The 9,312-nt window shown below is 68.1% G+C and carries 10 protein-coding genes and 1 riboswitch; of the genes, 2 read left to right on the top strand and 8 right to left on the bottom strand.

Going from position 1 to position 9,312, the window contains the following annotated elements:
• Window positions 1-401 (bottom strand): ABC transporter ATP-binding protein (locus tag QN345_RS12050; RefSeq protein WP_323508683.1); only part of this gene is annotated, 401 nt, incomplete at its 3' end.
• 3 nt (window positions 402-404) lie between these two features.
• Complete coding sequence (locus tag QN345_RS12045) at window positions 405-1,037, bottom strand: ECF transporter S component (RefSeq protein ID WP_322135713.1); 633 nt, start codon at window positions 1,035-1,037, stop codon at window positions 405-407.
• Window positions 1,038-1,073: 36 nt separating this feature from the next.
• Window positions 1,074-1,183, bottom strand: a riboswitch (TPP riboswitch).
• Between the two features lie 129 nt (window positions 1,184-1,312).
• Here QN345_RS12045 and nhaA point away from each other — a divergent pair.
• Window positions 1,313-2,686 carry a Na+/H+ antiporter NhaA gene (gene nhaA, locus QN345_RS12040; RefSeq protein ID WP_370294804.1) on the top strand — a complete coding sequence of 458 codons (1,374 nt, stop codon included), beginning with the start codon at window positions 1,313-1,315 and terminating at the stop codon, window positions 2,684-2,686.
• 3 nt (window positions 2,687-2,689) lie between these two features.
• Here the strand turns inward: nhaA and QN345_RS12035 are convergent, their stop codons facing one another.
• Both QN345_RS12035 and QN345_RS12030 read right to left on the bottom strand, forming a co-directional pair.
• Window positions 2,690-3,049: a spore germination protein GerW family protein gene (locus QN345_RS12035; protein ID WP_322189766.1), complete on the bottom strand. Its 360-nt coding sequence runs from the start codon at window positions 3,047-3,049 to the stop codon at window positions 2,690-2,692.
• Window positions 3,050-3,088: 39 nt separating this feature from the next.
• Complete coding sequence (locus QN345_RS12030) at window positions 3,089-4,375, bottom strand: DNA polymerase IV (protein WP_134447682.1); 1,287 nt, start codon at window positions 4,373-4,375, stop codon at window positions 3,089-3,091.
• 116 nt (window positions 4,376-4,491) lie between these two features.
• Here QN345_RS12030 and QN345_RS12025 point away from each other — a divergent pair, with 116 nt between their 5' ends.
• Entirely contained in the window at window positions 4,492-5,049 is a 558-nt protein-coding gene (locus QN345_RS12025) for a TIGR03086 family metal-binding protein (protein WP_322135710.1), read from the top strand.
• Window positions 5,050-5,061: 12 nt separating this feature from the next.
• Here the strand turns inward: QN345_RS12025 and QN345_RS12020 are convergent, their stop codons facing one another.
• From QN345_RS12020 to QN345_RS12005, 4 genes are read right to left on the bottom strand one after another with little or no spacing between them, the layout of a single operon-like run.
• Window positions 5,062-5,862 (bottom strand): ABC transporter permease, encoded by an 801-nt coding sequence (locus QN345_RS12020; RefSeq protein WP_134447678.1) that lies wholly within the window; start codon window positions 5,860-5,862, stop codon window positions 5,062-5,064.
• An 8-nt stretch (window positions 5,863-5,870) separates the two neighbouring features.
• On the bottom strand, window positions 5,871-6,803 hold the full coding sequence (locus QN345_RS12015; RefSeq protein ID WP_241975442.1) for an ABC transporter permease: 933 nt from the start codon (window positions 6,801-6,803) through the stop codon (window positions 5,871-5,873).
• A complete protein-coding gene (locus QN345_RS12010) occupies window positions 6,782-7,978 on the bottom strand; it encodes an ABC transporter substrate-binding protein (protein WP_323508682.1) in 1,197 nt (398 codons plus the stop codon). The genes QN345_RS12015 and QN345_RS12010 overlap by 22 nt, the downstream gene beginning before the upstream one ends.
• Before the next feature lie 26 nt (window positions 7,979-8,004).
• Entirely contained in the window at window positions 8,005-9,063 is a 1,059-nt protein-coding gene (locus tag QN345_RS12005; protein ID WP_134447674.1) for an ABC transporter ATP-binding protein, read from the bottom strand.
• Window positions 9,064-9,312: the final 249 nt, after the last annotated feature.

Here is a 9,312-nt window from a genome sequence, read left to right as displayed (position 1 = left end):
ATCACGATCAGGGTCGCCCCGGAGGCGTCGAGGGTGCGGCGCACGGCGTCGCGCACCTCGATGACACCCTCCGGGTCGAGGTTCGCAGTCGGCTCGTCGAGCAGGAGCAGGCCCGGCCGCATCGCGAGGACGCCCGCCAGTGCGAGGCGTTGTTTCTGGCCGCCGCTGAGCGCGGAGGTCGGGTGGTCGAGCGGGAGCCGCAGGCCGACCGAGTCGAGGGCGGCACCGACCCTGCGCCAGATCTCGTCGCGCGGCACGGCGAGATTCTCGCAGCCGAAGGCGACGTCGTCGCCGACCCTCGCGAGCACGACCTGGGAATCCGGGTCCTGCAGCACGAGACCGACCCGGCCGCGGGCATGCGCGCCCGCGACCGGGCGTACGGAATCGGGATCCAGGGGCATCCGCTACGCGGTGGCTCGCTGGGCCGCCCGGCCCGAACTGTCCCGGCCTGCGGCGAAGCGGCTCAGGGCTCCTGAGCGCACGAGGCCGCGCAGGACGAGCCAGGAGACAAGCCCGCCGAGGAGCACGCCGGAGATCACGGCAGAGACGAAGTAGGTCACCTTGATCGCGTCGTCGACGGCTGCGTAGCTGTTCAGCACGTCGAGGATTCCGACCGCAACGCCGGCGCCGGCGCCGGCGAGGAGTGCGGTGCCGAGCTTCCAGCTCGAGTAGAGGAACAGGGCGAAGACGATCTCCGCGCCGAGGCCCTCGACGACGCCCCAGATCAGGGTCGAGAAACCCCACTGGGTGCCGATGAGCATCGAGACGACGGCTGCGACGACCTCGGTGTAGACGGCGGCGCCGGGCTTCCGCACGACGAGTCCGCCGAGCACGGCTGCGAAGAGCCAGCCGCCGGCGAGGAGGCCCTCGAGGCCGGGCGTGAAAGCCAGGACGGTGCTGAGCGGCGTCCAGGCCAGGCCCCACGCCCAGAAGATGACGCCGCTCGCGACGCCGATCACGCTGGCGACGACGATGTCGACGACCCGCCAGCGGTAGTTGCGAACCCGGGCTGCGGGTGTGGTGGTTGTTGAATGCATGATGTCGCGCCCTTTCAATGGCAATTGAGGGCACGGGTATGAGTGTTTCTGCCTCCCTGCGCTGGCATGATCCAGATCAGGTTTGACGGTCGAAGCTTAGGAAGCTTCCTCTCAGCCCGGTTGACCGGACTCCCGTGTTCGATTCCGAGTATAGACCGCACCGGCTTCCCGCCGCGGGCAGGGGCGCGGCGAGGGCCCCGTGTACAGTGAAAGCAGGTGTGCCGGGAAGTCTGGTCGGCGTCCGCTCATCGAGCCCGAAACCAGAGGATCCACCCATGACCCCACCCACGAATCCGCCGATGACTCCACCAGGAAGCGCCCCCTCCCCTCGCAATCCTCGGGGAATCGGCGCGGTCTTCCGGCGCAGCAGCTATCCGGAATACGTGCGGATCAGTCAGATCCTCCGTCGTGAGACGGTCGGCGGGGCACTCCTCCTCGTAGCGACCGTCATCGCCCTGGTCCTCGCGAACTCGCCGGCCTCCGGCCTCTACTTCGCCGTACGCGACTTCCAGTTCGGTTACGAGCCCTGGCACCTCCAGCTCAGCGTCGGGGCCTGGGCGGCCGACGGGCTGCTCGCGATCTTCTTCTTCCTCGCCGGCCTGGAGCTCAAACGCGAATTCGTCGCCGGGGACCTGCGCACCCTCGACCGCGCTGTCGTTCCCGTTGCCGCGGCCGTCGGTGGCGTGCTGACCCCCGCGCTCTTCTTCACGCTCGTGAACCTCGGCGGTGGCGCGGAAGCGCTGCGCGGCTGGGCCGTACCGACCGCGACGGACATCGCCTTCGCCGTCGCCGTGCTCGCCGTGATCGGCTCGCACCTGCCGAGCGCCCTCCGGGTGTTCCTGCTGACCCTCGCCGTCGTCGACGACCTGCTGGCGATCACGATCATCGCGTTCTTCTACACGAGCGACCTCCAGCCGCTCCTGCTTGCGGCCGCCGTGGTGCCGCTCGCCGTTTTCGCATTCCTCGCGCACCGATACTCGTACCATTTCGGGACGCAACCGTGGCTGGCGTGGCTCGTTCTCGTGCCGCTCGGCGTGCTGACCTGGGTTCTGGTTCATGCGTCCGGCATCCACGCCACCGTTGCCGGCGTGCTGCTCGGTTTCGCGGTGCCCGTGCTCCGCAGTCGTCGTGGTGGCGGACCAGACGCGGGAGCGGGGCTCGCCCAGACCCTCGAGCACCGGATCCGGCCGTTGTCGGCGGGATTCGCCGTCCCGGTTTTCGCCTTCTTCTCCGCGGGTGTCGCGATCGGCGGGCCCGCCGGTCTCGCGGCAGCGCTGAGCGACCCCGTCGCGATCGGGATCATCGTCGCGCTCGTCCTCGGCAAGCCGGTCGGCATCCTCGGCGCCACCTGGCTCGTGACCCGCACGACGAAGGCATCGCTCGACCCCGACCTCGCCTGGGTCGACGTGATCGGCGTCGCGATGCTCGCCGGGGTGGGCTTCACGGTGTCGTTGCTGATCAGCGAGCTCGGCTTCGGGCACGGCACGATCGAGGACGACCACGCCAAGGTCGCCATCCTCACGGCGTCCCTGCTCGCGGCTCTCCTCGCCGCCGTCGTGCTGCGCAGCCGCAACCGGCACTACCGGGAGATCGACCTCAAGGAGAAGACGGACGCGGACAACGACGGGGTCCCGGACGCCTTCGAGTAGGGGCTACTTCTTGAGTGCCCGGATCACGTGACTGAGCGTCTTGCCGACGACCCAGACGAAGGGGATACCGACGGCGAGCAGCGAGATGACGTTGGGTTCGAAGCGAACGGTGCCCTGGGACTTCACGTAGGCGCCCACCGGGATGGAGACTCCGCCACCGCCGCCGCCGGCGCCGTGTCCGGGGCTGCCGAAGCCACCCGTGCCGGTTCCTTCGGTCGATTCACCTTCGCCGCCGCCGAAACCGTAGTACACGAGCGCGACGGGAACGATCGTGATCCCGTCGACGAGGACGGGGTCACCGTATGCCGACCGCACGCCGGCGGAGCGGGAGATTTCTGCGAGCTTTTCGGGGAGGCTAGTCATCTCTTCACGATACTCCGCCGCGCTCCGCAACGCCCGGCATCAGGGATTCGCGTCGCCGCGTTCTCCCGCACGGGGGTTCGGCTTGGTGGCGTCGAGGCCCACCGGGCGGGCCTGGCTCGGCCCGAGCAGTGAGGCGGGCCGCACCGAACCGCGACCGAAGCGCGCGGTGACGGAGTCCACCGCGAGTTCGGCGCCACGCCAGTCGTCGTCGGGGTCCCAGAGGCCGAGGCCCGCCCCATCGCCGTCGCCCAGCTGCTCCACCCGCACTCCGATCAGTCGCACCCGGATGCCGCGGGCCGCGAGCACGTCGAAGCTCGCCGCGGCTTCCTCGTAGATGCGGCGGCCCACGTTCGTCGCCTCGGCGAGGGTGCGCGAGCGGGTCACGGTGCTGAAGTCGGTGTACCGGAGTTTCAGGACCACGCAGCGCCCGACGAGGCCGGCGCGCCGGAGGGAAACCGCCACCGCGTCGGACTGGCGGAGGAGCTCGCTGCGCAACCGGGCGACATCCGTCACGTCGTGTTCGAAGGTGATCTCGTGGCCGACGCTCTTCTCCTCGCGTTCGAGGGTCACTCCGCGCGGGTCTCTCCCCCACGCGAGCTCGTGCAACTTGCGGCCGGAGGCCTCGCCGATGGACTTCTGCAGCACAGGCAGCGGCGTGGCGGCGAGGTCGCCGATCGTGCGGAGGCCGAGCCCGAGGAGCGACTTCTCGGTCATGGCGCCGACGCCCCAGAGTGAGCCGACAGGCAACGGATGCAGGAACGCGAGGGTGTCCTCAGCCGGTACCACGAGCAGGCCGTTGGGTTTCGCCCTGCTCGACGCCATCTTGGCGACGAACTTCGTCGACGCGGCACCGACGGAACAGGTGAGCCCGGTCTCGTTCTGGACCCGCTCGCGGATCAGCGCCGCGATCACGGCGGGCGAGCCATGCAGGCGGCGGGCCCCGGAGACGTCGAGGAAGGCTTCGTCGATGCTGAGCGGCTCGACGAGCGGGGTCATGTCCGTGAAGATGCCCATCACCTGCTCGGAGAAATCCCGGTACCGGCTCATGTGCGGTTCGAGGACGACCGCCGCCGGGCAGCGCCGCAGGGCGAGCGCCATCGGCATGGCCGAGTTCACGCCGTAGCGCCGGGCGACGTAGTTGGCGGCGGTCACGACGGAGCGGCCGGAGCGGTGGCCGACGATGACGGGTTTATCGACGAGTTCCGGGTGGTCGAGCAGCTCGACGGACGCGAAGAACGCATCCATGTCGATGTGAAGCAGGGTCGCGGAGGAGTCGTCGACGCTTGCCGCCGAGACCGTGCGGTCGCTTCCGTCCTGCCTGCTCACCCTGAGACCCTAACCCACACCGCCGACCGTGCGGGCAGACGTGTTCCACGGGTAGCGTGCGAGGCGGAATGCACCGGCGACCGCAGGGGTTGCATCGTGCAACGAAAGGAGCCTTCATGGAATCGAACTGGATCGCACTTCAGCAGCAGGCCCACCAGGAGTTCAGCGCCCGGCTCGCGCACGTCACCAGCTGGGACGCACCGACCCCCGACTCGGACTGGACCGTCCGCGACCTCGTGCGCCATGTCGTCCGCGGCCAGCAGAGTGTACCGCGGCTCCTCGCCGGACGGTCGGTCATCGAGGCTCGCCTCACCCGCGCCCCGCTCGGCTCCGACCTGCAGGCGGAATGGGACACCTACTCCGCCCTCGCGACCGCCGCCTGGTCGGAGGCCCCGGCGGATGCTCCCGTCCGGCTGGCGTCCGAAACCGTCACCGCCGCGGAGTACCTGCGGGAACAGGTCGCGGAGGTCACCATCCACACCTGGGATCTCGCCAGGGCCGTCTCCGCCGACGAGTCCCTCGACGACGAGCTCGTCGCCGCCGTCTGGACGGTCTTCGAGCCCCAGAAGGACGCCCTCGAAGCAAGCGGCCTCTTCGCTCCCCCGGTTCCCCTCCCCGACGACGCGCCGCTGCAGTCCCGCCTCCTCGCGCTCACCGGGCGCGACGCGCGCTGAACCGAGTGGGCCTCAGGGGGTGACTTTCTCGGCCCCCGCGAGGCGCTGTGCCACGTAGATCGGCACGATCGAGACCAGCACGAGGACAACCGCGATGACGTTGACGATCGGGGCCTGATTCGGCCGGAACAGGTTGTCGAGGATCCAGATCGGCAGGGTCTTCACGCTCGACCCCGCCGTGAACGTCGTCACGATGATCTCGTCGAAGCTCAGCGCGAAAGCGAGAAGTCCCCCCGCGAAAAGTGCAGAACGCAGCTGCGGGAAGGTCACGAGTCGGAAGGTGGTCCACAGCCCCGCTCCGAGATCGGCGGACGCCTCCTCGAAGTTCATGCCGACGCGGCGGAGACGCGCGATGACATTGTTGAACACCGTGACGATGCAGAAGGTCGCGTGCGCGATGATCACGGTCGCGATCGACAGCTGAATGCCCATGATCGTGCGGAACGCATTGTTGAGCGCAATGCCCGTGATGATCCCGGGGAGCGCGATCGGCAGGATCACGAGGAGGCTCACGGCGTCGCGGCCGAAGAACGCGAACCGCTGCAGGGCGAGCGAGATCAGGGTGCCGAGGACGAGGGAGACCAGGGTCGCCACGATCGCGATCTGCACGCTCGTCCCGATCGCGTTGAGGGCGCCCTCATTGTGGAACGCCTTCACCCACCACTCGAAGGTCAGGCCGGGCGGTGGCCAGGTCAGGTTCGTGCTCGTGCTGAAGGAGTTGATCAGCACGACGATGAGCGGCAGGTAGATCACCGCGAGAATGATCCCGGTGAGGACGGCGAGGACGATCCGTGCCGGTCTGCTGAGGCGCATCTCTCCCCTTACAGGTTGTCCAGGGCGCCGGTGCGGCGCACGGCGGCGAGGTATCCGAAAATGATCACGATCGGGATGAGGGCGATCGCCGCCGCGAGGGGCAGGTTGTTCGCCGCGCCGACGTTCGTGTAGACGAGGTTCCCGAGCATCTGGTTGGCCCCGCCGACGATGTTGACCGTGATGTAGTCGCCGAGGGTGAGCGAGAAGCTGAAGATCGAACCGGCGATGATCGCCGGCCAGATCATCGGCAGCACGATGAGCCGAAGGGTGGATCCGGTCCGGCCCCCGAGGTCGCCTGAGGCCTCGAGCAGGGAGTCCGGCACGCGTTCCAGTCCGGCGTAGATCGGCAGGATCACGTACGGCAGCCAGAGGTAAGCGAGGGTGATGACCGTTGCCGGCAGCCCGTATCCCGGGGTCTGGCCGCCGAAGGGCGCGACCAGCCAGTCGACGATGCCGTCGCTCGACAGCACGGAGCGCCACGCATACGCCTTGACCAGGTAGCTCGCCCAGAGCGGCATCAGCACGGCGATCACGAGCACCCGCTGCCACCTGGTGCTCGCGACCTTGGCCATGTAGAACGCGATCGGCAGGGCGACCAGGATGTCGACGACGGTCACGACCACGGCGATGCCGAGGGTGCGCAGGGTCACCGTCTGGTACAGCGAGCCGGTCAGCACGGTGACGATGTTGTCGAGCGTCCAGGTCTGCGTGATGGTTCCCGTGAACGTGTCCACCGTCCACAGGGCCGTGATCAGCAGCGCCGCGAGGGCCACGATGTACACCAGCCCGAGCCAGAACAGCGGAGCCGAGAGCAGCAGGGAGAGTCGGAGCCGAGGGTGCCGGCTCAGGAAGACCGAGATCCGGCGGGCCCCGGTGTCGCGGGGCACCGGAACGGGCCCGCCGGAATCGGCCTGGAGCATCAGCCCTTGATCTCCTGCCACGCGGTCGTCCAGGCCGCGTAGTCGGTGCAGGTCACGTCGGTCCTGCCGTCGACGCATTTGGCGATCGGCGTCGTCCAGTACCAGATCTTCGACGCGTAGTCGGCGTCTCCGGCGTGATAGGTCGCGCACTGGTTGGGGTCCGTCATGAACTCGCAGGCCTTCTGGTTGGACGGGGCCTCTCCGAAGTACTCGGTCGCTTGCGCGTTCGCCTTCGGGCTCGCGATGTAGTTGAGCCAGACGTACGCGCAGTTGGGGTGCGCCGCTTTCGAGGCGATCATCCAGGTGTCAGACCAGCCGGTGACTCCTTCCGACGGAACTGTGACCTCGGCGGCGGTCCCGGCGGCGAGCGAGTTGCGGATCACCTTCCAGGTGGTTCCGACGACCGTGTCCCCGGTCTCGAAGGACTGCACCGACTTGAGGTAGTCGGACCAGTACTCTCCGATATTCGGGCGCTGCTGCTTGAGCAGGTCGACGGCCGCCGCGAGCTGCTTCTCATCGAGGGCGTACGGGTTCTTGATCCCGAGATCGGGCTGGTGCTTCATCAGGTACATGGCGGCATCCGCGATGTAGATCGGGGAGTCGTATGCCGTGACCTTGCCCTTGTACGCCGAAGACTTGTCGAACACGACGTCCCACGACGTCGGGGCCGGCGTGACGACATCCTTGTTGTACATCAACAGGTTGGCGCCGTAGCCGTGCGGGATGCCGTAGGAGACACAGTCGACGCTGTTCCAGGCCTGCAGCTTGAGGAAGTCGTAGATTCCGGCGTAGTTCGGGATCAGGTCGGTGTTCACCGGGGCGACGTCTCCGGCGGCGACCAGGCGCAGGGAGGCATCTCCCGAGGCCGCGACAACATCGTAGTCGCCCGTCTTCATCAGGTTGAAGGCCTCGTCGGAGGTGCCGTAGGTCTTGCTCGTGACCTTACAGCCGGTCTCGTCCTGGAAGGCGCTGACCCAGTCCACGGTCGGGTCGTTGCTGCCGTCTTCGACGTAGCCGGGCCACGCGAGGATCGAGACGGCCCCCTCGTTCGCGCCGAGGGCCGTCGGTGCGGATGCGGTGGGCTTGGTCGCCCCGGACGTCGTGGTTCCGCACGCCGTGAGGAGCGCGATCGAGGCGATGGCGAGCCCGGTCAGGGCGGTCAGTCTGGAGTTGCGGTGGGGCGCGTGGCGGTTCATTACGGTCTCCATTCTTGGTGAGCTGTTTAAGGTGCCGGGTCCAGTGATTCGGTGCGGCGGTCTGCGACGACCACGACGGTGTCCCTGTCGGACCAGGCCACGCGCACACGGGCGCCGCGTTCTTCGTCGCCGACCCGACGCGCGTCGTTCTGCTCCTGCACGACGACGCGCATGCCCGCGTCGAGGTCGACGATGAGCCGGGTACTGCTGCCCAGGTAGATCACCTCGGCGAGGACGCCTGTCGCCGAGCGGTCGCCGCTGAGCGGGGACTCCAGCCTCTCGACCGTCATCTTCTCCGGACGCACCGAGTGGATGCCTCCTCGGCCGAGCACACGGAGGGACAGCTCGTCGCTGAACACGTTGGACGTGCCTACGAAAGCGGCTACGAAGGGCGATACCGGGTGATCGTAGATCTCGGCGGGGGTTCCGAGCTGTTCGATCCGACCCTCGTTGAAGACGGCGATCCGGTCGCTCAGGGTGAGCGCCTCCTCCTGGTCGTGGGTGACGAAAATGAAGGTGATGCCGAGTTCGCGCTGGAGTTCCTTCAGTTCGACCTGCATCTGCTCGCGCAACTTGAGGTCGAGGGCGCCGAGCGGCTCGTCCAGAAGCAGCACCTTGGGCTGGACGACCGTGGCCCTGGCCAGGGCCACGCGCTGCCGTTGCCCGCCGGAGAGCTGTCCGGGCTTCCGGTCGCCGAACCCGCCGAGACGCACGGTGTCGAGGGCCGCCCTGGCCCGCTCGTGGCGTTCGCGCCTGCCGACGCCGCGCACGCGCAGCCCGTATGCGACGTTGTCGAGCACGGTCATGTGCGGGAAGAGCGCATAGTCCTGGAACACGGTGTTGACGTCGCGGTCGAAGGGGGCGCGGTCGGTCACGTCTTTTCCCTGGAGCGACACCGTTCCGCTCGTGGGCTGTTCGAAGCCCGCGATCAGCCGGAGCACGGTCGTCTTTCCGGAGCCGGAAGGGCCGAGCATCGAGAAGAATTCGCCCTCGACGACGTCGAGATCAACCCCGTCAACGGCGTTTCCCGCGCCGAAGGACTTGGTCAGCCCCCGCAAGCGGATTGCCGGTCGGTCTGCGGACACGGAGCCTCCTTTGTCACCCTCGGCTAAATCATATGGAAACGGATGTCTGAAATCCGGTTCCGCATGTTGCGGTCAGGTCACGATGACCGAACGCCTCCGAGAACGACACCCTATAGCGACGGCCCGCGTCCGGCATGGCCCCCGTTCGCCCTGGTCAGTCGGGCCGGTCAGTCGCGGTTGGGTGGTCCGGTGAGGACCTGGTGGGCGCGGTGCCGGTTCGGTGGCCGCCAGAGCCGTTGCGGATCGATC

It is taken from the genome of Cryobacterium sp. 10I1, from assembly GCF_035019805.1.
GTDB classification, from domain to species: Bacteria; Actinomycetota; Actinomycetes; order Actinomycetales; family Microbacteriaceae; genus Cryobacterium; species Cryobacterium glucosi.
The sequence above is the reverse complement of the archived record's forward strand: the minus strand, read 5'-3'. Positions and strand labels throughout refer to the sequence as shown.